The 21,819-nt window shown below is 67.9% G+C and carries 20 protein-coding genes; 12 read left to right on the top strand and 8 right to left on the bottom strand.

All coding sequences use genetic code 11. The features are described from left to right. Positions 1-5: 5 nt before the first annotated feature. The 3 genes from AC3WRR_RS12530 to pdxR form a co-directional block, all read right to left on the bottom strand. Positions 6-347, bottom strand: coding sequence for a hypothetical protein (locus tag AC3WRR_RS12530; protein WP_010809699.1), 342 nt, complete (start codon positions 345-347; stop codon positions 6-8). Positions 348-483: 136 nt separating this feature from the next. Next, positions 484-1,668: an amidohydrolase family protein gene (locus AC3WRR_RS12525; RefSeq protein WP_058698540.1), complete on the bottom strand. Its 1,185-nt coding sequence runs from the start codon at positions 1,666-1,668 to the stop codon at positions 484-486. A 65-nt stretch (positions 1,669-1,733) separates the two neighbouring features. After that, positions 1,734-3,248: a MocR-like pyridoxine biosynthesis transcription factor PdxR gene (gene pdxR, locus AC3WRR_RS12520; protein ID WP_492297165.1), complete on the bottom strand. Its 1,515-nt coding sequence runs from the start codon at positions 3,246-3,248 to the stop codon at positions 1,734-1,736. Between the two features lie 140 nt (positions 3,249-3,388). Here pdxR and AC3WRR_RS12515 point away from each other — a divergent pair, with 140 nt between their 5' ends. From AC3WRR_RS12515 to AC3WRR_RS12500, 4 genes are all read left to right on the top strand, one after another. Further along, positions 3,389-4,654, top strand: coding sequence for a 4-aminobutyrate--2-oxoglutarate transaminase (locus tag AC3WRR_RS12515; protein ID WP_010809702.1), 1,266 nt, complete (start codon positions 3,389-3,391; stop codon positions 4,652-4,654). Between the two features lie 9 nt (positions 4,655-4,663). Then, the gene (locus AC3WRR_RS12510; protein ID WP_010809703.1) at positions 4,664-6,115 is read left to right on the top strand and encodes an NAD-dependent succinate-semialdehyde dehydrogenase; all 1,452 of its coding nucleotides are present in this window, start codon (positions 4,664-4,666) and stop codon (positions 6,113-6,115) included. Positions 6,116-6,388: 273 nt separating this feature from the next. Continuing rightward, the gene (locus AC3WRR_RS12505; RefSeq protein WP_010809704.1) at positions 6,389-7,366 is read left to right on the top strand and encodes a Bug family tripartite tricarboxylate transporter substrate binding protein; all 978 of its coding nucleotides are present in this window, start codon (positions 6,389-6,391) and stop codon (positions 7,364-7,366) included. 65 nt (positions 7,367-7,431) lie between these two features. Further along, complete coding sequence (locus tag AC3WRR_RS12500; RefSeq protein WP_492297147.1) at positions 7,432-9,021, top strand: gamma-glutamyltransferase family protein; 1,590 nt, start codon at positions 7,432-7,434, stop codon at positions 9,019-9,021. Between the two features lie 17 nt (positions 9,022-9,038). Here the strand turns inward: AC3WRR_RS12500 and AC3WRR_RS12495 are convergent, their stop codons facing one another. Then, positions 9,039-9,632, bottom strand: coding sequence for a hypothetical protein (locus AC3WRR_RS12495; RefSeq protein WP_037023995.1), 594 nt, complete (start codon positions 9,630-9,632; stop codon positions 9,039-9,041). 146 nt (positions 9,633-9,778) lie between these two features. Between AC3WRR_RS12495 and AC3WRR_RS12490 the strand changes: the two genes are divergently transcribed. The 6 genes from AC3WRR_RS12490 to AC3WRR_RS12465 are packed head-to-tail and all read left to right on the top strand — an operon-like array spanning position 9,779 to position 16,250. After that, positions 9,779-11,029 (top strand): CaiB/BaiF CoA transferase family protein, encoded by a 1,251-nt coding sequence (locus tag AC3WRR_RS12490; RefSeq protein WP_492297145.1) that lies wholly within the window; start codon positions 9,779-9,781, stop codon positions 11,027-11,029. A 2-nt stretch (positions 11,030-11,031) separates the two neighbouring features. Beyond that, complete coding sequence (locus tag AC3WRR_RS12485) at positions 11,032-11,799, top strand: enoyl-CoA hydratase/isomerase family protein (protein WP_492297143.1); 768 nt, start codon at positions 11,032-11,034, stop codon at positions 11,797-11,799. 23 nt (positions 11,800-11,822) lie between these two features. Further along, positions 11,823-13,604, top strand: a complete 1,782-nt coding sequence (locus AC3WRR_RS12480; RefSeq protein WP_439672606.1) for an acyclic terpene utilization AtuA family protein — start codon at positions 11,823-11,825, stop codon at positions 13,602-13,604. After that, positions 13,601-14,428: a GntR family transcriptional regulator gene (locus AC3WRR_RS12475; RefSeq protein ID WP_011616938.1), complete on the top strand. Its 828-nt coding sequence runs from the start codon at positions 13,601-13,603 to the stop codon at positions 14,426-14,428. Before AC3WRR_RS12480 ends, AC3WRR_RS12475 begins: the two co-directional genes overlap by 4 nt. 14 nt (positions 14,429-14,442) lie before the next feature. Beyond that, positions 14,443-15,204, top strand: coding sequence for a cupin domain-containing protein (locus AC3WRR_RS12470; protein WP_439669903.1), 762 nt, complete (start codon positions 14,443-14,445; stop codon positions 15,202-15,204). Between the two features lie 59 nt (positions 15,205-15,263). Continuing rightward, the gene (locus AC3WRR_RS12465; RefSeq protein WP_052181609.1) at positions 15,264-16,250 is read left to right on the top strand and encodes a Bug family tripartite tricarboxylate transporter substrate binding protein; all 987 of its coding nucleotides are present in this window, start codon (positions 15,264-15,266) and stop codon (positions 16,248-16,250) included. 48 nt (positions 16,251-16,298) lie between these two features. Here AC3WRR_RS12465 and AC3WRR_RS12460 read toward each other — a convergent pair whose 3' ends face one another. Next, the gene (locus AC3WRR_RS12460; protein ID WP_037024000.1) at positions 16,299-17,546 is read right to left on the bottom strand and encodes an MFS transporter; all 1,248 of its coding nucleotides are present in this window, start codon (positions 17,544-17,546) and stop codon (positions 16,299-16,301) included. Positions 17,547-17,649: 103 nt separating this feature from the next. Between AC3WRR_RS12460 and AC3WRR_RS12455 the strand changes: the two genes are divergently transcribed. After that, positions 17,650-18,096 (top strand): winged helix-turn-helix transcriptional regulator, encoded by a 447-nt coding sequence (locus AC3WRR_RS12455; RefSeq protein ID WP_492297140.1) that lies wholly within the window; start codon positions 17,650-17,652, stop codon positions 18,094-18,096. Between the two features lie 66 nt (positions 18,097-18,162). Here the strand turns inward: AC3WRR_RS12455 and uraH (AC3WRR_RS12450) are convergent, their stop codons facing one another. The 3 genes from uraH (AC3WRR_RS12450) to AC3WRR_RS12440 are packed head-to-tail and all read right to left on the bottom strand — an operon-like array spanning position 18,163 to position 20,387. Next, a complete protein-coding gene (gene uraH, locus AC3WRR_RS12450; RefSeq protein WP_492297138.1) occupies positions 18,163-18,498 on the bottom strand; it encodes a hydroxyisourate hydrolase in 336 nt (111 codons plus the stop codon). Between the two features lie 31 nt (positions 18,499-18,529). Further along, entirely contained in the window at positions 18,530-19,039 is a 510-nt protein-coding gene (gene uraH, locus AC3WRR_RS12445; RefSeq protein WP_010809716.1) for a hydroxyisourate hydrolase, read from the bottom strand. Position 19,040: 1 nt separating this feature from the next. Beyond that, positions 19,041-20,387, bottom strand: coding sequence for an MFS transporter (locus AC3WRR_RS12440; protein ID WP_010809717.1), 1,347 nt, complete (start codon positions 20,385-20,387; stop codon positions 19,041-19,043). Positions 20,388-20,777: 390 nt separating this feature from the next. Between AC3WRR_RS12440 and AC3WRR_RS12435 the strand changes: the two genes are divergently transcribed. Next, positions 20,778-21,722 carry a LysR family transcriptional regulator gene (locus AC3WRR_RS12435; protein WP_011616945.1) on the top strand — a complete coding sequence of 315 codons (945 nt, stop codon included), beginning with the start codon at positions 20,778-20,780 and terminating at the stop codon, positions 21,720-21,722. Positions 21,723-21,819 lie beyond the last annotated feature (97 nt).

Raw genomic sequence — 21,819 nt, 5'->3', positions numbered from 1 at the left:
GCCGGTCACCGCCCGGTCAGCTGGCGCAGCAGCTTCTGCACGATCCGCTCATGCTGTTCCAGCGCCGCGTCAAGCGTCTGCGCGCCAAAACTTTCATTGTCCTGCTCGGCCAGCCCGGTCACGCGCGTGATGAACAAGGGGGTGTCCGTCGGCGCGGCCTCCGACACGCCCCGGAAGCGGGTCGTCACCGTGCCGCCGGACTGCTCCAGCAGGGTGCGGCGGAATACCAGGTCGTTGTCCGCCATCCAGCGCGACCATTCGTCGTGGTCGGCTACCTGCACTGGCCGGTTCTTCTCATCAAGGATATAGAAGCGGCGCCATTGCTGTGGATCGTGACGAGGCTTCATCGACTACCACCTCCGTGTGGTTGTGGCCCGCTTGCCACCCGGGCCCGACGGCCAATGTGCTTTGCAAGCGACTACCGCGCAACGCAAGTGCACGATCTCAACGCCGCCCTGCAGCTAGTCTATTTGACGGATGCGTTCATGCCAGCGCGCCGTTGCGTGCCACGACCCGGCCGGCCGACACCACCAGTTGCCGCACCGGCCTTGCCACGACCGCCTCGGCCACTGTTTGCGCGGCGACCAGCACCAGGTCCGCCCGGTCGCCCGGCGCCAGGCCATAGCGCTGGAAGCCGCATGCGCCGGCGGCCGCGTGCGTCACGCAATCGAGCGCAAGCGCGAGTTCGTCATCGCGGCGGAAGTTGTTGCGCAGGCCGATCAGCATGGCCCGCTCCAGCATGTCGGGCGAGCCGTATGGGGTCCAGGTATCGCGGATGCCGTCGTTGCCGCCGGCAATCCTGACGCCTGCCGCGCGGCACGCGGCGACCGGCGGCACCGGGCGCGACGGCGGTGCGGTGGTGACGATGACAACCCCAAGGTCGGCGATGCGCCGCAGCAGCGCGTCGCGCTCGCGATCGGCAATGTCGCCCAGGCAGAACGCATGGCTGACCGTGACCATGCCGCGCATGCCCAGCGTGGCCGTGCGTTGCAGGATCAGGTCGAGGGAATAGGCGCCCATGGTGCCGGGCTCGTGCAGATGGATGTCGAGCGGGCGGCCATGGCGCTGCGCGAGGCCGAACAGGACATCCAGTGCGCGCACCGGGTCGCCTTCGATGGCGCACGGGTCCAGCCCGCCGAGGATGTCGGCGCCATCGCGCAGCGCCGCATCCAGCAGCGCTTCCGTGCCGGGGCGCCCCAGCACGCCCGACTGCGGGAACGCGACGATCTGCATGTCCATCTGCGCGGACAGCTGGTCGCGCGTGGCAAGTACTCCTTGCAGATGGCGCAGGCCCGCGTCGGTGTCGATATCGACGTGGGTGCGCAGCCGCGTGGTGCCCGCCGCAAGGAAGGCGCGCGCCAGCGCCAGCGATTGCGTGCGGGCATCGTGGCCGGTGGCGGCGCGCCAGCGGCGCTCGTTGTCGATGCGGTCGGTCAGGTTGGGGCCGACCTCATTGCGATACCAGGGCATGCCCCACAGGGTCTTGTCCAGGTGGGTGTGCGCCTCGACCAGGCCGGGAAGCGCCAGCGTGCCGGCGCCGTCCTCGACCTGGCATCCGGCCGGCGCCTCAAGCCCGGCGCCGATGCGCGCGAACTGGCCGTCTGCGATCAGGATATCGACCTGGTTCCCGGCTGCGAGCCGGACATTGCGGACCAACAGTTGATTCATCGCATCTTCCGTTATTTCAGGATGAAGCCGCCTTCAGGACGGCGGGGCTTGTCTCTCGGCACGGTTCAACGCTGCGGGGCGCGCATGCCGCCGCGCGGCAGGCAGCCGAGCAGCCTGTCGAAGGCCGGCGCGATGTCCTCCTCCGGCACGCAGGCATATCCCAGCAGCAGGCCTCGCTGCACGGCATCGCCGATGAAATAGCGCGACAGCGGCCGCACCATGATGCCGCGCGCGCGGGCGGCGGCGGTGATGGCCACGTCGTCGGCATCGTCGGGCACGCGCAGCACCAGGTGAAGGCCGGCATTGCTGCCGTGCTCATGCAGCGCGCCGGGGCCGAGATAGCGCTCGATCAACGCGGCCAGGATGGCGCGCCGTCGGGCATACAGCGGCCGCATGCGGCGGATGTGGGCGGCATAGTCGCCGGCCTGCATGAATTCGGCGACGGTTGCCTGCGTCATCAGGTGGCCGGCCCGGTATAGCTCGGCGTGCGCGGTCTGGAAGGCGCCGGCCAGGCTGCGCGGCAACACCAGGTAGCCCATGCGCAAGCCCGGATAGAGGGTCTTGCTGAAGGTGCCGATATAGATCACCGGCGCATCCGGCTCCATGCCCTGCAACGACGGGATCGGCTGCCCGGAAAAACGGAACTCGCTGTCGTAGTCGTCCTCCACGATCCAGCTGCCGCGCTGGCGGGCGTACTCCAGCAGCGCGCGCCGGCGCTTCAGGCTCATCACGGCGCCAAGCGGGTACTGGTGCGAGGGCGTGACGAAGATAAAGCGCGGCGCGGGCATCTCCCCGCCGGCCTCCGTGTCGGGCAGCGTCAGGCCCTCGTCGTCCACCAGCTTCGGCACCATGCCGATATCGCTGACCTGCAGCACGCCGCGGATTCCCCAATAGCTGGGTTCCTCCACCCACGCCTGGTCGCCGGGCGAGCCCAGCATCCTCACCACCAGGTCGATGGCCTGGTGTATGCCCTCGGTGATCAGCACCTGGTCCGGATCGCAGCGCACCGAGCGCGCTACCCGCAGATGCGCCGCCAGGGCTTCGCGCAGCGCCGGCAGCCCGCCGCCATGGCTGTAGCTCAGCCACTCCGGGTGCGGGTTGCGCCACACGCGGGCCGAGATCTGTGCATAGCGGCGATGCGGGAAGCGCGTGACGTCGGGAACGCCCGGCATGAATGCGCCCCATTGCGTGGGCGAGGCCGAGGCATTGGCCAGCAGCCGCTGTCCGCGCGGTGACAGCCCGGGCATGGCCTGCGGCCCGACCTCGGTCGCCGGCACCGCGGCGGCGTTCAGGTAGCGCTCCGGCGCGGTGGCGGCAACGAAGGTGCCGCTGCCGGTGCGTGCATACAGGTAGCCCTCGGCCAGCAGCTGGTCGTAGGCAAACATCACCGTATTGCGAGACAGCCCCAGTTCGGCGGCCAGGTCGCGTTGCGGCGGCAAGCGGGTGGCCGGCGCAAGGCTGCCGTCCTGTATCGCGCCGCGGATGCATTCGTAGAGGCCGCGGTTGAGCGGTTTGCCCAGTGCCGCCGTGCCTTCGGGGCCCAGGCGCTGGAGCAGCTGGTCGCCGCAGATCGATTTCAAATTGGCACCATCGGAATTGCGAAAGCGGTACTGGATTATAGGGCCAAGGCCGGTTGAAATGGCTGGCATCGCTGGGCCCCTGCCAGCGGTGCCCGTTTCGCGAGTCGGCCGGTGCCGACAGTCCTTACCGCACAATGACCATGAAAAACCTCGAACTGAACCAACGCCGTACCCTCGCGACGCCGCGCGGCGTGGGCGTGATGTGCGATTTCTACGCCGACCGCGCCGAGAACGCCACGCTGTGGGACGTGGAAGGCCGTGCCTACACGGACTTCGCCGCCGGCATCGCCGTGCTCAACACGGGCCATCGCCACCCGCGCGTGATGCAGGCCATCGCCGCGCAGCTGGAGCGTTTCACGCATACCGCCTACCAGATCGTGCCCTACCAGGGCTATGTCACGCTGGCCGAGCGCATCAACGCGCTGGTGCCGATCCAGGGCCTGAACAAGACGGCCCTGTTCACCACCGGCGCAGAGGCCGTGGAGAATGCCATCAAGATCGCCCGTGCGCATACCGGCCGCCCCGGCGTGATCGCCTTCTCGGGCGCCTTCCATGGACGCACGCTGCTGGGCATGGCGCTGACCGGCAAGGTGGCGCCGTACAAGATCGGGTTTGGCCCGTTCCCCTCCGACATCTACCACGCTCCGTTCCCCAGTGCGCTGCATGGCGTCAGCACTGAGCGGGCGCTGCAGGCGCTTGAAGGCCTGTTCAAGACCGATATCGATCCGGCCCGCGTGGCCGCGATCATCGTTGAGCCGGTGCAGGGCGAAGGCGGCTTCCAGGCGGCGCCGGCCGATTTCATGCGGGGGCTGCGGGCCGTATGCGATCAGCACGGCATCGTGCTGATCGCCGATGAAGTGCAGACCGGCTTTGGCCGTACCGGCAAGATGTTCGCGATGTCGCACCATGACGTGGAGCCGGACCTGATCACCATGGCCAAGAGCCTGGCCGGCGGCATGCCGCTGTCGGCGGTCAGCGGCCGGGCCGCGATCATGGATGCGCCGCTGCCCGGCGGCCTCGGCGGCACCTATGCCGGTAATCCGCTGGCGGTGGCGGCGGCGCACGCGGTCATCGACGTCATCGAGGAAGAAAAGCTGTGCGAGCGCTCTGCCAGCCTGGGCCAGCAGTTGCGCGAGCACCTGCTGGCGCAGCGCAAGCACTGCCCCGCAATGGCCGAGGTGCGCGGGCTGGGTTCGATGGTTGCCGCCGAATTCTGCGATCCCGCCACAGGCCAGCCCAGCGCCGAGCATGCCAAGCGCGTGCAGACGCGTGCGCTGGAAGCCGGACTGGTGCTGCTGACCTGCGGCACCTACGGCAATGTCATCCGCTTCCTCTATCCGCTCACCATCCCGCAGGCGCAGTTCGACGCGGCGCTGGCGGTGCTGACCCAGGCGCTGGCCGAATAAGGGGAACACATGGAACTCCAACATACCGCGCTGTTGCGCAGCCATTGCCTGATCGACGGGGAATGGACCGGGGCGCAAAGCGGCGCAGAGCTCGCCGTCTGCAACCCGGCAACCGGTGAACGGATCGGCTCGGTGCCCCTGGCCGGCGCGGCCGAAGCCGAACAGGCGGTGCGCGCCGCCGAGCGCGCGCTGCCGGCGTGGCGCGCACAGACGGGCAAGGCGCGTGCCGCCGTGCTGCGCCGCTGGGCCGACCTGATGCTGGCGCACCAGGAAGACCTGGCCCGGCTGATGACCGCAGAGCAAGGCAAGCCCCTGCCCGAGGCGCGTGGCGAGGTGGCCTATGCCGCGAGCTTTCTCGAGTGGTTTGGCGAGGAAGCCAAGCGGGTCGATGGCGAGGTGCTGGCCAGCCCGCGCAGCAGCCAGAAGATGCTGGTGCTGCGCGAACCGGTGGGCGTGTGCGCGGCCATTACGCCGTGGAACTTCCCCGCGGCGATGATCACGCGCAAGGTCGGCCCGGCGCTCGCCGCCGGCTGCACCATCATCGTCAAGCCGGCCGAACAGACGCCGCTCACGGCGCTGGCGCTGGCCGTGCTGGGCGAACAGGCCGGCGTGCCGCGTGGCGTGCTGCAGGTGGTGACCGGCGACGCCGTGCAGATCGGCGGCGTGCTGTGCGCCAGCCCGGTGGTGCGCAAGCTCAGCTTTACCGGCTCGACCGCGATCGGCAAGCTGCTGATGGCGCAGTGCGCAGGCACCGTGAAGAAGCTCTCGCTGGAACTGGGCGGCAATGCGCCGCTGATCATCTTCGATGACGCGGACCTGGATCGCGCGGTCGAGGGCATCCTTGCCTCCAAGTTCCGCAACAGCGGCCAGACCTGTGTCTGCGCCAACCGCATCTATGTGCACGACCGCGTCTACGACGAGGTCGCGCGCCGGCTGGTCAGCGCGGTCGAGCAGTTGCGGCCGGGCCATGGCGTCGACAGCGGGGTCACGCAAGGCCCGCTCATCGACGCCGACGCGGTGGCCAAGGTCGAAGCGCATATCGCCGACGCGCTCGCGCAAGGCGCCACGGTGCTGACGGGCGGCCAGCGCCATGCGCTGGGCGGCACCTTCTTCGCGCCCACGGTGCTGGCCAATGCGACTGCATCGATGCGGGTCGCGCGCGAGGAGACCTTCGGCCCGCTGGCACCGCTGTTCCGCTTCACCAGCGAAGCAGAAGTGGTGGCGATGGCCAACGATACCGAATCCGGGTTGGCCGCTTACTTCTTCTCGCGCGACATGGCGAAGATCTGGCGCGTGGCGCAGGGGCTCGAGTACGGCATGGTCGGCATCAATACCGGGCTGATCTCCAATGAGGTGGCGCCGTTCGGCGGCGTCAAGCAATCGGGGCTGGGCCGGGAAGGCTCACGCCATGGCATCGACGAGTATCTGGAGACGAAGTACCTCTGCATGGAAGTCGAATAACAACAATGGGGTGAGGAACACCCCACCACCAGGGCGGGGCACGGCGCACCCACGCAGTGCGCTGGCCCCACGGAGACAAGACAGTCCGGCGAATGCCGGTGCCAGGTGGGCGACTCCGGTGCAAGACCTGCGCAAACTTCCAGGAAACGGAAGGGGGCGGACAGGACGCGCGCCGCGATCGGCCCAACGCCAATGGCACGCATATTGCGGACTGGGAAGTGCCATCCGTTGCTGTCAGCGGATGCCATTTCTTCTATCGATGAGGGTAAAATGATGCGTTCCACTGCTATCCGCAGCCTGCTTGCAGTCGCCATGCTGGCGGCCTCTTCACTGGCACTTGCGCAAGGCGCCCGCGACTGGCCCAGCCAGCCGGTGCGTATTGTCGTGCCGTTCCAGGCCGGCTCGGCCACAGACCTGATCTCGCGGCAGATCGGCCTTGGCCTCGGCAAGGAATACGGCCAGACCTTCGTGGTTGAAAACCGCCCGGGCGCCGCCGCGATGATCGGCAGCGAGGCGGCCGCGCGCGCGCCGGCCGATGGCTATACGCTGCTGATGTCCGGGCCGGCGTCGATGGTGACCAACCGGTTCCTGTACAAGAAGCTCAGCTATGACCCGGATGCGTTCGAGAAGGTGGCAGTGGTCGCGGTCACGCCGAATATCCTGTTGTCCAACCCCTCGCTGCCGTTCAAGACGCTGCCCGAGATGGTCGCGTATGCCAAGGCCAATCCGGGCAAGCTGACCTATGCCTCGTTCGGTGCCGGCACCACCTCGCATATCGCCGGCGAGATGCTGAAGGCCGCGGCCGGCATCGATATCGTCCATGTGCCGTACAAGGGCGCCGGCGAAGCGATTCCGGCGCTGCTGTCGGGCCAGGTGTCGATGTATTTCGACACCATCATGACCGGCCTGCCGTATGTGAAGGCCGGCAAGCTGCGCGCGCTCGGCATGTCCACCGCAAAGCGCTCGCCCAACGCGCCGGAGATTCCGACGATTGCCGAGCAGGGTTATGCCGGCTTCGATATCGCGCCGTGGTACGGCATTGTCGCGCCCAAGGGCACGCCCGCCGACGTGGTCAGCAAGCTCAATGTCTCGATCAACAAGCTGCTCAAGGCGCCGGAGTTCCGTGAACGCCTGGCTGCCACCGGCGCCGAGCCGCGCGGCGGCAGCGTCGGCGATTTCAGCGCGATGGTCAGCGCGGAGATCCCGCGCACCGAAAAGCTGGTCAAGCAGTCCGGCGTGACCCTGCAATAAGCCGCGTGCAGCAACCCTGGGGCGCCGCCCGCGCGCCCCTTTACCTGTTCTGAATGGAGTTCCCGATGTTGCCTTTCGACTGGACCTTTCCCTACCCGTCGCAAAAGATGCCGCTGCTGGCCGCCAACGCGGTCAGCACCAGCCAGCCCCTCGCCGCGCAGGCGGGGCTGCGCATGCTGTACGAAGGCGGCAATGCCATCGACAGCGCCATTGCCAGTGCGATTGCGCTGACCGTGGTGGAGCCGGTGATGAACGGCATTGGCGGGGACATGTTCGCGCTGGTCTGGCACGAGGGGCAGCTGTACGGGCTCAACTCCAGCGGCCGGGCGCCGGCGCGTTGGACCCTGGATCATTTCGCCGGGCACGACAGCATGCCCCAGGTGGGCTGGGATACGGTCACCGTGCCGGGCCAGGTCGCGGGCTGGAAGGCGCTGTCGGCCCGCTTCGGCAAGCTGCCGTTCGCGCGGCTGTTCGCGCCGGCCATCGAGTACGCTGAACAGGGCTTCCTGGTGTCGCCGCAGATCGCACGGCAATGGGCCGCACAGGTGCCGGTGCTGGCCGGCCAGCCTGGCTTTGCCAAGGCGTTCCTGCGCGACGGCAGGGCACCGCAGGCGGGCGAGCGCTGGCGCTTCCCGGAGCAGGCCGCCACGCTGCAGCGCATTGCCGAGAGCGATGGCGAGAGCTTCTACACGGGTGAACTCGCCGCGCGCATCGTCGCGTTCGCCGAGGAAACCGGAGGCGCCATCCGTGCCGACGACCTGGCCGCACATCGCGCCGCCTGGGTCCAGCCGATGGCGCAGCAGTTCCGCGGCTACACGCTCCATGAAATTCCCCCGAACGGCCAGGGCATCGCCGCGCTGATCGGCCTTGGCATCCTGGACCGCTTCGACGTGGAAGGCATGGGCTGCGACAGCGCCGGCTTCTATCACGCCAGCATCGAGGCGATGAAGCTGGCCTTCGCCGACCTGCACCGCCACGTGTCGGACCCGGCCACCATGCAGCACGCGCCCGCCGCCTTCCTGGATCCGGCCTATCTTGCCGAGCGCGCGGCGCTGATCGACATGAAACGCGCCGGCACACCTACCGCTGGCATCCCGAAGAGCGGCGGTACCGTCTACCTGTCCAGCGCGGATGCCGCGGGTTCGATGGTGTCGTATATCCAGTCAAACTACCGCGGCTTTGGCTCCGGCGTGGTGGTGCCCGGCACCGGCATCGCGCTGCATAACCGCGGCGCGGGCTTCAACCTCAAGCCCGGCCACGCCAACTGCGTGGCGCCGGGCAAGCAGCCGATGCACACCATCATCCCGGGCTTCGTTACGCGTAACGGCGCACCGGTGATGTCGTTCGGCGTGATGGGTGGCTCGATGCAGGCGCAGGGCCATGTCCAGATGATGGCGCGGCTTGCCGCCTTCGGCCAGAATCCGCAGGCCATGAGCGACGCCCCGCGCTTCCGCGTTGAGCACGGGCCGGTGGTGAATGTCGAGGCGCATCTGCCGCCGGATGTGGTCGCCACGCTGCGCGGCATGGGCCATCGCGTCGAGGTGGCGCCGCGCGACAGCCTGGAGTTCGGGTCGGCGCAACTCATCTACAAGGCGCCGGACGGCTACATCGCGGCCTCGGACTCGCGGCGCGACGGGCAGGCAGTGGGGTTTTAGGGGCGAGCCGCCCGCGGTCACAGCGGCGCCGGTTGAGGCTGGCTGGCAGGCGTGGCCGCGGCGGGCTTCTTGTTGTCAGTGCCGCTATATGAGAAGTACTTCGCCTTCGCGCCCCTGGCCCAGTACGCCACCGTGAAGTGCTTGCTGTCGCGCCCATAGAGCAACTCCAGGCTGCCATTGGCGGCGGACCACTCGGCATAGCCATTCTCCGCCGCGCCTTCGGTCTTGCGCAGGGACGCATAGCGCTCGTCGAGCTTCTTGCGCACCTCATCCAGCGCCGGGCGCTCGAACGTCATCGTGATCAGCGCCACGGTGTCCTGCGCATCGCAGTTCAGGATCACGCGCGTCAGGCCCTGCAGGTGGAAGCGCTCCAGGTGCCTGAGCTCGACGGCGTCGCCACCGGCCCACTCGGACTTGCCGGTCCTGGCGTGATTCTGCGGCGGCGCCAGGCGAGAGCACCTGGACTTGCCCAGCTCCAGTCCCAGCGGCGCAGCGGTGTTGCCGGCTGCGTCAGGCTGGGCAGGGGGCGCGGCATGGATCGAAACGGATGTCAGCAGGGTGGCGCAGAGCAGGGCGGCCTGCTGCAGGTTCAGGCGGGAAAGTGCTTTCACGGTCTTGAGGGAAGTTGTCAGCCGGGATTCTACGGCTTTCTTGTTTCCTGCCATGCATCTTCACGTCTGCCCGTGGTCCTTGCGTACCCGGTCTGCTTGTCGTATAGTCCTATTAATAGAACTATAGAAACAAGGCAGGAGCAAGGATGGAGACACCGACTGGAGCACTCGCTGGCGTCAAGGTCGTGGACATCACGGCGGTGTTCATGGGCCCCTCGGCCACTCAGATGCTCGGCGACCTCGGCGCGGATGTGATCAAGGTGGAGCCGCCCGCGGGCGATAGCACCCGTGGCATCGGGCCCTGCGGCAATGAGAAGATGGGGCCGCTTTTCCTCGGGCTGAACCGCAACAAGCGCAGCATCGTGCTGGACCTGAAGTCGCCGCAGGGGCGCGAGGCGCTGCTGCGCCTGGTGGCGGATGCGGACGTGCTGGCGTACAACGTCCGGCCCCAGGCGATGCAACGGCTCGGGCTGGACTACGAGACGCTGGCGCAGATCAATCCGCGCCTGGTCTATGTCGGCATGTTCGGCTTCTCGCAGCGCGGACGCTATGCCCCGCAAGCGGCGTTCGACGACCTGATCCAGGCCGCCACCGGGCTGCCCCAGGCGGTTGCCATGGGCACCGGCGACATTCCGCGCTATCTTCCGCTGACTATTGCCGACCGTTCCGTCGGACTCTATGCCTTCGGCGTGATCTGCGCCGCGCTCTACGCGCGGGCGACCTCCGGCCGCGGCCAGCGCGTCGATGTGCCGATGTTCGAAACCATGGTGCCTTACGTGATGGGCGACCATCTCTATGGCGAGACCTTCGTGCCAGCCAAGGGCGGATTCGGTTATCCACGCCTGCTGTCTCCCGAGCGCCGGCCTTACCGGACCCGCGACGGCCATGTCTGCTGCCTGATCTATCACGACCATCACTGGCGTGCCTTCCTGAAGGTGATCGGCAAGCCCGGCCTGTACGACACCGACCCGCGCTTCGCCGACATCACTACCCGGACGGCGCACATCACCGAGCTCTACGGCATGGTCAGCGACGAACTGGCCAGGCGGACCACGGAGGAATGGCAAGTGCTGCTGAAGGAGGCGGATATCCCGGTGTTCCCGATGCACACCTTTGAATCGCTGCTCGATGATCCGCACCTGAATGACATCGGCTTCTTCAGCGAATCCGACCACCCGGCGGTGGGCCGCATCCGCGAAATGTCGGTGCCCAGCGAATGGCACGGGACGCCGCCATCGCAGCGCCGCCATGCCCCGGCCCTGGGCGAGCATAGCCGCGAAGTGCTGCGCGAGGCCGGCTACAACGAGGCCGACATCGACAGCCTGATGGCATCCGGCGCATCGGGCGAACCGCGCCAGGCATCGGTGCATACGGCTGGCACGGCAAGCGAGGCCTGAACATGAATGAAGAACTCCTGTGCGAAGTCCGCGGCGCGGTCCTCTGGCTGACCATCAATCGGCCCGAGCGCCGCAACGCGATCAATCCGGTGGTACTGGACGGGTTGCACGCGGGGATCGACCGTGCCAACCACGACGACGCCATCCGCGCCGTGGTCATCACCGGTGCCGGAGACCAGGCCTTTTGCGCGGGCGCCGACCTGCAGAGCGGCAAGTCCTTTGCGTTCGACTATTCGGAGCCGAGCCAGCGGCTTGCCGACCTGCTGCGCTGCGCGCGGCGCTCCAACGTGCCGCTGATCGCGCGCGTCAATGGCGCCTGCATGGCTGGCGGCATGGGGCTGATGGCCATGTGCGACATGGCGGTGGCCAGCGAGCGGGCTGTGTTCGGCCTGCCCGAGGTCAAGGTGGGGGTGTTCCCGGCGCAGGTGCTGAGCGTGCTGCAGCATCTGGTGCCGCGGCGCGTGCTCAATGAGCTGTGCCTCTGCGGCGAGCCGCTGACCGCGCAGGAAGCGCTGGCGGCAGGGCTGGTCAACCACGTCAGTACGGATCTGGACGGCAAGCTTGACTGGCTGCTGGGCCGGCTGCTCGACAAGGCGCCCGCTGCGATCCGGCGCGGGCTCTATACCCTCAAGCATATCGATGCGATGTCCTTCGAGCAGTCGATGGCGTTCACGGAAAGCCAGATCGGCCTGTTCGCCATGACCGAGGACGCGCGCGAGGGCCAGCTCGCCTTCCGCGAAAAGCGCAAGCCGAACTGGACCGGCAAGTAAGAGAAAGGCAAGGAGACAGGACCATGCATGACAAGACAGTGCGCATCGGCGGCGCTTCCGGATTCTGGGGCGACAGCAGCGTGGGCGCGCCGCAACTGGTGCGCCATGGCGGGATCGACTACCTGGTGTTCGACTACCTTGCGGAGCTGACCATGTCCGTGCTGGCCGCGGCTCGCCTGCGCAAGCCGGAGCTTGGCTACGCCACCGACTTCGTCACGGTGACGATGAAGACCTTGTTGCGGGAGATCGTTGAGTGCAACATCCGCGTGGTCAGCAATGCCGGCGGCATCAATCCGCAGGGCTGCGCGCAGGCGCTGGCGGCGATCGCCGCCGAGCAGGGCATTGCGGTGCGCATCGCCGTGGTCGAGGGCGATGATGTCATGCCGCTGGTGGCATCGCTGCGCGAGGCAGGCATCACCGACATGCAGAAGGGCTTGCCGCTGCCGGACAAGCTGGTCAGCGCCAATGCCTATCTCGGCGCGCTGCCGGTCTGCAAGGCGCTGGACCAGGGCGCGCAGATCGTCATTACCGGCCGCTGCGTGGACAGCGCGGTGACCCTGGGCGTGCTGATGCACGAATTCGGCTGGCAGGCGCACGATTATGACCGGCTGGCGCAGGGCAGCCTGGCCGGCCACATCATCGAGTGCGGCTGCCAGGCGACAGGCGGGCTGCATACCGACTGGGAGCAGGTGCCGGACTGGCCGAACATCGGCTATCCGGTGGTGGAGTGCCGGGCGGACGGCAGCTTCCTGGTGGGCAAGCCACCCGCTACCGGCGGACTGGTCACAACTGCCACGGTGGGCGAGCAGGTGCTGTACGAGATCGGCGACCCTTCGGCCTATCTGTTGCCGGACGTGACCTGCGATTTCACGCAGGTGGCGCTGCGCCAGGCCGGGCCGGACCTGGTCGAGGTGCGCGGCGCCCGTGGGCGTGCGCCGGGCAACTGCTACAAGGTCAGTGCCACCTATATGGAAGGCTTCCGCTGCAATGCCCAGCTGACCATCGTCGGCATTGACGCGGCGGCCAAGGCCGAGCGCACGGCCGAGGCCATCCTGGCCCGCACGCGCAGGCTCTTCGCGGAAAACGGCTGGGGCGACTACACCCGCACCCGGGTCGAAGTGCTGGGAGCCGAATCCTGCTTCGGGCCGCACGCTGCGGCGCGCCATACCCGCGAGGCCATCATGCGGCTTGCGGTCACGCATCCCGAGAAGGCGGCGCTTGAACTATTCGCCCGCGAAATCGCGGCGGCCGGCACGAGCTGGTCGCCCGGCACCACGGGATCGGGCGGTGGACGCGCCAGCCCGTCGCCATCGATCCGGCAATACGCCTTCCTGCTGGACAAGGGTGCGCTGTCGCCGACGGTGGTCATGGATGGCGTGTGGACTGCCGTCTCCATCCCGGCCGGGCACGCAGCGACGGACGCCGCCGCCCCTGCCGCGGCGCAGGCTGCCGCCATCCCTGCCGGTGGCGACCGCATTGAAGTCCCCCTGGTCCGGCTTGCCTACGGGCGCAGCGGCGACAAGGGCGATATCTCCAATATCGGCCTGATTGCGCGCCGGCCGGAATACCTCCCGCTGCTGCGCGCCGAGGTCACGGCGGCGCGCGTGGCCGACTGGCTGGGCCACCTGGTGCTGGGGCCGGTCTCGCGCTATGACCTGCCGGGCTTCGACGCGATGAACTTTGTCTGCGAGTCGGCGCTCGATGGCGGCGGCATGGCATCGCTGCGCAATGACCCGCTAGGCAAGGGGATGGCGCAGATCCTGCTGACGATGCCGGTGCGCGTGCCGCGGAGCCTGCTGTCATGACACGCGCCAGCGCCAAGGTCGCAGCCAATGGCGGCATCGCGCTGGCCGACGATAACGCCGGCGGCGTGACCCGCTACCGGCAACTGGCAAGCGTGCTGCGCCACAAGATCGTCGCCGGCGAGTATCCGGTCGGGTTCCAGCTGCCCACGGTCGAGCACCTGGCGCAGGCGTACGGCCTTGCCAAGGTCACCGTGCGGCAGGCCTTTGCCTTGCTGACCGAGGAAGGGCTGATCAGCAGCCAGCGCGGGCGCGGCACGCACGTCATCATGGTGCCGTCCGGCCCGGGCGAAGGCATGCGCTCGGCCATCAACGATGTCTCGGTTGGCGCCAGCGGCCTCGAGATCCGCATCCTGGAAAAGCGCAAGAACATGGCCCTGCCGCCCGGCCTTGCCACCTGCGGCGCGCCGATGGACCGCTACGTGATGCTGCGCAAGCTGCACGTGCATGACGGGATGCCGTTCTGCCTGATCGAGCTGTATGTGGCCGACGCGGTGTTCGCCAGGTTCCCGCGCGGCGCTGAGAAGCATCACAAGATTGCCCACTTGCTGCGGGAGCAGCTGGGCGACCGGCTTGGCACGATGCGCCAGACCATGACCGTTGAGCCGGCCGACGCCATGCTGGCGCGCGACCTGGACTATGCCTTCGCGGCACCGGTCGCGCGCATTGTCCGTACCACGCTGGATATCGACGGCAACGTGCTCACGGCGGGCCGCTTCTGGTACCGCGGCGACCGCTTCATCCTCGACGTGGAGATGCCCGCGCAGCTTACCGAGCGCTACCCCGAACTGGCCGTGCCGAAAGCTGCTGCCCGGCAAGACGACTAACCAGGAGACAACGCATGACATCGCAATTCGTACGACGCGCCGCCGATGTGCCCGCCTATTCCCCGGCCAACCATACCGGAACCGCCAACCAGCGCGTGATCGGCAGGGAGACGGTCGGCGCGCGGCGCATCGAAGTGCTGTTGGGCACGATTTCTCGCGGCCATGGCGCCTTGCCCCATGCGCATCCGAACCTGGAGCAGGCGTCCTACCTGCTGGCGGGCGAGGGCATCGGCGAGGTCGCCGGCAGGGCGCGCACCCTGCGTGCGGGCGACTGGGGTTTCAATCCGATGGGCGTATTCCACCGCTTCGAGGTCGTCAGCGACGAGCCGGTGCAGGTCATGGTGGTGTACGCCCCACCGTACAGCGAAAACCCGAACGCGGCCGTGGTGGCCAGCGCAGCGGATGATCCCCGCTGCAGCGCGCAGGCGGACAGCCTGCGCGAGGTGCCGATGCATGAGGCGGCCCAAAGCCTGCCTCACTACCATCGCGTCCGTGCCAGGCCCGTGATTACGCGCGACACGGTCGGCGCTCGGCATCTGGATATTCGCGCACTGGAGCTCGAAGCCACGGGCGGTGCCGAAGCGCACTCGGTGGCGGCGACTGAGCAGGTGCTGTTCCTGCAGTCGGGTTCGGTCAGCGGCGAGATCAACGACCAGCAGTTCACCGCGACGTCGGGGGACTGGGTCTTTGTGCCGGAGGGCGGCACTTTCAGCTTTGCGGCGCAAGGTGGCCCGTGCGAGGCCATCCTGGTGCGGGCGCACGACGCGGTGCCCTGAATCCGGCCCGCGCAGGGCCCAGACAATGAACAGATGCCAAAGGCACGAGGAGACAGACCATGATTCATCCATGCATGCGTAAAGTGGCCATCGGGCTGCTGTTGCCGCTGGCCGCGGCCACAGCCGCGACGGCGCAGGCCGCGGACGCCAGCCAATATCCGGACAAGCCAGTCCGCGTCATCGTGCCGTTTCCCGCGGGCAGCGGCACCGACAGCAGTGCGCGCTTTGTCGCCGAGCGGATCACCGCGCAGACGGGCAAGCCCGTGGTGGTGGACAACCGTCCGGGCGCCAACGGCTTCATTGCCGCCAAGGCCGTGGCCGGCGCAACCGGCGACGGCTACACCATGCTGGTGACGACCAACACCACGCATGCTGCCAATGCGTCCTTGTTCAAGAAGCTTCCTTATGACCCGATCAAGGATTTCGCCCCGGCATCGCTGATCGCCAAGAGCGGGCTGGTATTGGTGGTGCCGCCCGACAGTCCGGTACGCACGCTGGCAGACCTGACGGCGCTGGCCAAGGCAAGAAATGGGACGCTGACGTTTGCCAGCGGCAGTTCGTCGACCCGCATCGCTAGCGAGCTCTACAAGATGCTGGCCGGCGTGCAGGCGCTGCATGTGCCCTACAAAGGGGTGCCGCTGGCCCTGACCGACCTGATGGGGCACCAGATCGATTTCATGATCTCCGATATTTCTCCGGCCATGACGCTGATCCAGGGCGGCAAGCTGCGCGCGGTCGCGGTGACCACTGCGCAGCGCAATCCGGTACTCAAGGATGTCCCCACGATGGCTGAGAGCGGCCTGCCCGGCTATGAGATGGTGGCATGGTCGGCGGCCTTCTTCCCGGCCGGGACGCCGAAGCCCGTGGTGGACCGCATGAGCGAACTGATGCGGAACGGCCTGACCGGGCCGGCTGCCACCGACTACTTTGCCCGCACCGGAGGTCAGCCTGCGCCATCGACGTCCGAGGAACTGGCCGCCTTTGTCCGCAGCGAGACCCTGAAATGGGCCAAGGTGATCAAGGCAGCGGGAATCGAGCCCGAGTGACGTAGAGGGGGGGCGTTGATGCGCAGAACGCCTCCTGCAGGCCTGCCCCTACACCTCAGGTGCTTGCGCCGGCATGAAGCGCCGGGTAGCGGCCCAGAACACCAGTGCCAGCAAGCTGACCACGGCGCCCAGCGCGCACACGCCCCGCCAGCCGGCAGCATCATAGACCGCCGTGGTGGCAATCGCGCCCAGCCCGCTGCCCGCCGCGTAGAACAGCATGTACGCGCCGACCAGCCGGCTGTGCGCCGCGGCATCGGTGCGGAAGATCATGCTCTGGTTGGTGACGTGGATGGCCTGGCCGCCCAGGTCGAGCAGCACGATGCCGATGGCCAGCGGCCACAGCGAGGTCTCCAGCCATGACAGCGGCAGCCAGGCCGCCACCAGCAGCACCAGTGCCGCGAGCGTGGTGCGCTGCCCGAAGCCCTGGTCCGCCCAGCACCCCGCACGCGCAGCCGCCAGGGCGCCCACCGCGCCAACCAGCCCGAAGGCGCCGATGGCCGTATGCGAGAGCCCATAGGGCGGAGCGCTCAGCGGCAATACCAGCGCGCTCCACAAGATGTTGAACGCCGCGAACATCAGCAGCGCGATCGTTCCCCGGATCTGCAAGACCCGGTCGCGGCGCAGCAGCAGGAACATCGATGCGACCAGGCTGGCGTATCGCATGCGCTGGCCGGCGCTGGCCACCACTGGCAGCGTGCGCCATAGCAGCCATGCAAGCACCAGCATCGCCGCTGCGGCGCAGACATAGACGTTGCGCCACCCGGCCACGTCGCTGACGCCGCCGGCCACGACACGCGCCAGCAGCAGTCCGATAAAGACACCGCTCTGCGCGGTGCCGACCACGTGCCCGCGCTCATGCGGTCCTGCAGCCGCGGCCGCATAGGCGATCAATCCCTGGGTCATGGCGGTGCCGAGCAAGCCGGTCAGGAGCATCCCCGCCAGCAGCACCGTAACGGACGGCGCCAGCGCCACGGCAGCCAGCGCGCCGGCCAGGGCAAGCACCTGTGCCAGCATCAGGCGGCGGCGTTGCACCAGGTCGCCCAGCGGCACCAGCAACAGCAGCGCCAGGGCACAGCCAAGCTGGGTGGCGGTGACCACTCCGCCGATGGCCCCGGCGCTGATGGAGAAATCCGCCATCAGCGCATCCAGCAGCGGCTGGGCGTAATAGACATTGGCGACGCTCAGGCCGCTGGCGCAGGCGAACAGCAGCACCGCGCCGCGCGGCAGGTTCGCACACGGTGTCGCAGGGCAAGTCGGAGGCGGTGCCGTCACCGGCGTAGCGGGGGAGGTTTTCATACCAGTCCATGTGGTTGCAAAACAAAACCAGTTGAAGCGTAAGCGTACTGGTTTTAAAATGCAACTACATTGACGGGCTGCACAGCCCCAAGGCAACCAAGACATGGCCACCCGCAAAGACCCGAGCGATGAAACCTGCCCCGTTGCTCGTACCCTGGAACTGGTCGGCGAGCGCTGGTCGCTGATGATCGTGCGCGATGCCTTCGACGGCATGCGCCGCTTCAGCGACTTCCAGCGCAGCCTGGCGGTCGCGCGCAACATCCTGTCCGACCGCCTGCGCCGGCTGGTGGAAGCCGGCATCCTGACGACGCAGCCGGCTTCCGATGGCAGCGCGTATCACGAGTATGTGCTGACGAAGAAGGGAGAGAGCCTGTTCCCCATCGTATTGGCCTTGCGCCAATGGGGCGAACAACATCTGTTTGCGCGCGGCGAGCGGCGCTCGCTGATGGTGGAGAAGCGGACCGGGAAGCCGGTGCCGCTGATGATACCCTGGACCAGCGACGGTGATGTGCTGTTGCCCGGGGAAACGGAAGTGCGCAAGCCGCGCTAGGAGGGGGCGGCGGCGAGGTCGTCAACAGTCGCCGCGCTTTGCAGCGCGGGCGACCTGCTGCTGCCTTCAGCTGCCCCGATAAGTCCCGAAGCTCCACGGCGAACACAGCAACGGCACATGGTAGTGCTGCACGGCGTCCGCGATGGTAAAGCGCACGGGAACAATATCGGCGAACACGTCGGGGGTGCGGAAGTAGTCCGCTACCCAGAAGCGCAATTCGAACTCGCCGGTGCGCGCCTGCGCCGGCGGCAGCATCGGCGCGTCGGTGCGGCCGTCGTGGTTGGTGCGGGTGCGCGCGATCAGCCGCGGGGGCTGGGTGGCAACGTCGAACAGTTCCACCTGCATGCCGGCCACGGGGCGGCCCAGGGATACGTCGAGCACATGTGTGCTGATGCCTGCCATGATGCGTTGGTCTCCGGGTTGGGCCGCGGCGTCAGCTGCCGCGGTAGTAGTTGTAGCTCCACGGCCCGAACAGCACGGGCAGGTGGATGCGCTGGCTGGCGTCGGTGACGCGCAGGCGCAGCGGGATCTTCGACAGGAACGACGGTTGCGGCAGGCTGGCCTTGCGCGCGGCAAAGTACTCGTCCGCGTGCAGGATCAGCTCATAGGTGCCGGTGCGGTAGCTGTCGCCGATCAGCAGCGGCGGTTCGCTGCGGCCGTTGGCGGCCAGCGTGACGGTCTGCAGCGGCGTGCGCTGGCCATTGTCGATGCGGAACATCTCCACGCGCATGCCGGCCGCGGGCGTGCCGTTATAGGTGTCCAGCGCGTGCAGCGTCAGGCGCGGGCTCAGGCCGCCTTGCTGCACCGGTGCAGCGGTCTGGTTGGGGGCCGCCGCATCGGGCGTTGCGCCCCAGCTGGCGCCAGCCAGCAGCGCGCCGCCGCCCAGCGTCATCGATTGCAGCGCGAAGCGCCGGCGGGTGGGATCGAAGCTATGGTTGTCCATGTCAGGCCCCTTGCTTGCCGTGCTTGCCCAGCTTGCGGATGCCGGCCAGCACCAGCACCGCGGCCAGCACCTCGATCACCGCCACCAGGTACAGGCCGGAGGTGAGCTTGCCGGTGGTGTTCTTGATCAGCCCCATCACATAAGGCGCGCCAAAGCCGGCCAGGTTGGCCACCGAGTTGATCAGGGCCACGCCCACCGCGGCGGCGCTGCCCGCCAGGTAGCGGTTGGGCAGCTGCCAGAACACGGGGATGGCGCTCATGGTGCCGACCAGCGCGGCAGTCATGGCGAGCAGTGCGATCACCGGCGACAGCACCTGCGCGCCCAGCAGCACGGCCAGCACCGCCATGGCACCGCCACCGACCAGCGCCGAGCCGCTGAAGTGCCAGCGCACTTCATTGCGGCGGTCGGAATGCGCGCCATTGAGGATCATGCCGGCGGCGCCGCACAGGTAGGCCACGGCCGCAATCCAGCCCACCGCCATTGGCGTGGTGAAGCCCACGTCCTTGATGACGGTCGGGATCCAGAAGGTCAGCGTCGAGTTGGCGCACAGCAGGCAGAAGTAGATCGCGATCAGCAGCCACACCTTGGGGTTGGTGAAGAGCGTGCGCCAGTCGTGGCCGCGCTCGCCCAGGGCGGCGTTGTCGCGCTTGAGGGCGTCCTGCAGCACGCGCTTCTCGTCGTCGGAGAGCCAGCGCGCCTGCTCCGGCTTGTCGGTCATGTAGAACCAGGCAAAGATGCCGGCCAGCACCGACGGGATGCCTTCCAGGATGAACAGCCACTGCCAGCCGTGCATGCCGCTCACGCCAGCCATGCCGGTCATGATCCAGCCGGCCAGCGGCCCGCCCAGCACGCCGGCGATGGCCGACGCGGACATGAAAGTGCCGAAGGCGCGCGCGCGGCGCTGCGACGGATACCAGTAGGTCAGGTACAGGATCACGCCCGGGTAGAAGCCGGCTTCGAACGCGCCCAGCAGGAAGCGCAGGATGTAGAACTGCGTGGGCGTGGTGACAAAGCTCTGCAGCATGCAGATCACGCCCCAGCAGATGGTGATGCGCATGATCGTCTTCTTGGCGCCGATCTTCTGCAGCAGCATGTTCGACGGCACCTCGAAGAAGAAGTAGCCAAGGAAGAAGATGCCCGCGCCCAGCCCGTACACGGCCTCGCTGAACTGCAGCGCGTCCAGCATCTGCAGCTTGGCGAAGCCGATGTTGACCCGGTCCAGCCAGGCCAGTACCCACAGCACCCCAAGGAAGGGCAGCAGGCGCCAGGTTACCTTGCGGTAGACGCTGTCCTCGGCGTCGTCGGCGGTGCCGGCGAATACCGGGATGCCTTGTTTCGTGATCGACATGATGTCTCCTGTCTTGTCGTGTTCTGCCAGGTCTTGCTTGGCGGCGGTGCATGCCGTCCGCCGGGTTGGGAGCAAGTATATGAATGGCCCGCCAATGCGAAACGAGGGGGCTGGTATAGGCCCCATAGCAGCACCGATATGGGCTGCAATCCCTTGTGTGGCGCGGGTTTGCGGGCGACTGGGCTGACCCTCGGCGTACCTATGGATTACCCTAGTTAGGGCGTTTTCCGGGGTGCGCGCACGCGCGCCGGGCAGGGTCGTCCGGGTTGTACCGGTTGCCGCGCGGTGCGCGACACGCTACAAAGTTGCCATTGCCCGGCATGGCGTTGCCGCCCGGAGCGGCGGCGGCCGCACCCGCCAGGCCTCCACTTTTGCTGCCACGGACCCAACATGATTCGCGCCGACGACCCGTTCGATACCTACCTGCTGCGCGTGCTGTGCATCCTGATCGCCGAGCAGAGCGTGTCGCGCACCGCGATCCGCCTGAACCAGTCGCAGCCGGCCATCAGCGCCGCGCTCAAGCGCCTGCGCGCGATCTTCAACGACCCGCTGCTCACGCGCGAGAAGAACGTGATGGTGCCGACCGAGCGCGCGCTGCAGCTGGCGCGCAATGCCCAGGCCGCGCTCAGCGCGCTGGACAACCTGCTGGTCTCGGACGAGCGCTTCGATCCCGCCACCACCGAGCAGAGCTTCGTGGTGGCCATGCCTGATTACCTGGCGCCGCCGTTCTTCGCGCACGTGGTGCGCGCGGTGCGGCGTGCGGCGCCGCACGCGCGGCTGTCGGCGCTGCCGCTGGGGGCCACCTTCGATTACGAGCAGGCGCTGTCGGCGGGTACGGTCGACATCGTGATCGGCAACTGGCCCAACCCGCCTGAGCACCTGCATCTGTCGGTGCTGCTGGAAGACGAGGTGGTGTGCGTGGTGGCGCAGGACAGCGTGCATGCGCAGCCCGGCAAGTTTACGGCCCAGGCCTACCTGGGCGCCTCGCATATCGTGCCCACGCCATATTCGCGCGACCAGCGCGGCCTGGTCGATGCCGGCCTGAGCACCATGCGCGTGCACCGGGACAACCGCGTCAGCTGTCCCTACTTCAACCTGGCGCCCAGCCTGATCCCGGGCACCGACCTGATCCTGACCACCGCGCGCCATTTCGCCAACTACCATGCGCAGCATGTGCCGCTTGCGGTGCTGGAGCCGCCGATCGAGTTCCCGTTCATGCGCTTCTACCAGCTGTGGCACCCGTCGCGCCACCGCTCGGCCGCGCACGTCTGGCTGCGCGGCATGCTGACCGCCGCCTCGCAGGAGCTGCGCGACCTGCGCGATATGCGCCGCTAGCGGTATCGGTTTCTGTTATGGGATCTATAGGGCGCGGGCTCTCGCCGCTGCGGCGGGCCGTTCCTATACTCGGCCCCGTATCCAATGATTCCCCATG

Source organism: Cupriavidus sp. FW305-3-2-15-C-LB2, assembly GCF_058787575.1.
Note: the sequence above shows the minus strand (reverse complement) of the source record. Positions and strands in the feature narration are given on the sequence as shown.

Coding starts and splice junctions, on each gene's coding strand:
- AC3WRR_RS12515 (WP_010809702.1), top strand. CDS start 3,389: ATGAAAAACCTCGAACTGAACCAACGCCGTACCCTCGCGACGCCGCGC.
- AC3WRR_RS12510 (WP_010809703.1), top strand. CDS start 4,664: ATGGAACTCCAACATACCGCGCTGTTGCGCAGCCATTGCCTGATCGAC.
- AC3WRR_RS12455 (WP_492297140.1), top strand. CDS start 17,650: ATGGCCACCCGCAAAGACCCGAGCGATGAAACCTGCCCCGTTGCTCGT.
- AC3WRR_RS12485 (WP_492297143.1), top strand. CDS start 11,032: ATGAATGAAGAACTCCTGTGCGAAGTCCGCGGCGCGGTCCTCTGGCTG.
- AC3WRR_RS12525 (WP_058698540.1), bottom strand. CDS start 1,668: ATGAATCAACTGTTGGTCCGCAATGTCCGGCTCGCAGCCGGGAACCAG.
- AC3WRR_RS12500 (WP_492297147.1), top strand. CDS start 7,432: ATGTTGCCTTTCGACTGGACCTTTCCCTACCCGTCGCAAAAGATGCCG.
- AC3WRR_RS12480 (WP_439672606.1), top strand. CDS start 11,823: ATGCATGACAAGACAGTGCGCATCGGCGGCGCTTCCGGATTCTGGGGC.
- AC3WRR_RS12505 (WP_010809704.1), top strand. CDS start 6,389: ATGCGTTCCACTGCTATCCGCAGCCTGCTTGCAGTCGCCATGCTGGCG.
- AC3WRR_RS12490 (WP_492297145.1), top strand. CDS start 9,779: ATGGAGACACCGACTGGAGCACTCGCTGGCGTCAAGGTCGTGGACATC.
- uraH (WP_010809716.1), bottom strand. CDS start 19,039: ATGGACAACCATAGCTTCGATCCCACCCGCCGGCGCTTCGCGCTGCAA.
- AC3WRR_RS12435 (WP_011616945.1), top strand. CDS start 20,778: ATGATTCGCGCCGACGACCCGTTCGATACCTACCTGCTGCGCGTGCTG.
- AC3WRR_RS12460 (WP_037024000.1), bottom strand. CDS start 17,546: ATGAAAACCTCCCCCGCTACGCCGGTGACGGCACCGCCTCCGACTTGC.
- uraH (WP_492297138.1), bottom strand. CDS start 18,498: ATGGCAGGCATCAGCACACATGTGCTCGACGTATCCCTGGGCCGCCCC.
- AC3WRR_RS12475 (WP_011616938.1), top strand. CDS start 13,601: ATGACACGCGCCAGCGCCAAGGTCGCAGCCAATGGCGGCATCGCGCTG.
- AC3WRR_RS12440 (WP_010809717.1), bottom strand. CDS start 20,387: ATGTCGATCACGAAACAAGGCATCCCGGTATTCGCCGGCACCGCCGAC.
- AC3WRR_RS12465 (WP_052181609.1), top strand. CDS start 15,264: ATGATTCATCCATGCATGCGTAAAGTGGCCATCGGGCTGCTGTTGCCG.
- AC3WRR_RS12530 (WP_010809699.1), bottom strand. CDS start 347: ATGAAGCCTCGTCACGATCCACAGCAATGGCGCCGCTTCTATATCCTT.
- AC3WRR_RS12470 (WP_439669903.1), top strand. CDS start 14,443: ATGACATCGCAATTCGTACGACGCGCCGCCGATGTGCCCGCCTATTCC.